This window comes from Nocardia anaemiae NBRC 100462 (assembly GCF_001612725.1).
In the GTDB taxonomy this organism is placed as follows: Bacteria; Actinomycetota; Actinomycetes; order Mycobacteriales; family Mycobacteriaceae; genus Nocardia; species Nocardia anaemiae.
On sequence record NZ_BDAZ01000134.1, the window covers coordinates 1 to 567 of the forward strand.

The 567-nt window shown below is 64.6% G+C and carries 1 protein-coding gene; it reads right to left on the minus strand.

Going from position 1 to position 567, the window contains the following annotated elements:
- Nucleotides 1-567, minus strand: a 567-nt coding sequence (locus NA5_RS38750; protein ID WP_062993999.1) for an HAD family hydrolase, incomplete at both ends; no start/stop codon positions are given.

A 567-nucleotide genomic window follows, 5' to 3' on the forward strand; every position in this document is an offset into this window, starting at 1 on the left:
GTTGAGCTCGTCGAGAGAATCGACGGTGGTGTAGTCGTAGCCCGCGGTGACGGGGTCGTAGCCTCGGTCCAGCAGCACCAGGTTCCGGAAGCCCATGTCGTGCATGGGCATCAGGTCGTAGCGGGTGTGCGAGGAGACGTGCAGGAAGTCCTGCGGCGTGGCGTTGAGGGTGTCGAGCATGTACTCGAAGGCCTGGTAGCGCGGCTTGTAGGCCTGGGCCTGCTCGGCGGTATGGACGGCGTGGAAGTCTGCCCCGAGCTTCGGAACGCTGATGTCCAGGAAGCTGTCGTCTGCGTTGGACAGGATCACCAGCTTGTAGTTCTCGCCCATGAGCTTCAGCGCAGCCGGCACGTCCTCGTGCGCGACCCAGCCGCGTACAGCCTCAGCGAACTGCGCCCCGGCGCCTTCGGTCGGCCCAATGCCCCACCGCTTACACACCCGGTCAAAGGAATCCTGAAGGATCTGCTCGTAGGGCTTGTAGTCGCCGCAGACCTCGTCGTACCGGTACCCGCGGAACACCTTCTTGAACGCGGGCCACTGCTCCTCAGGAAGACGGCCCCCGAGCAG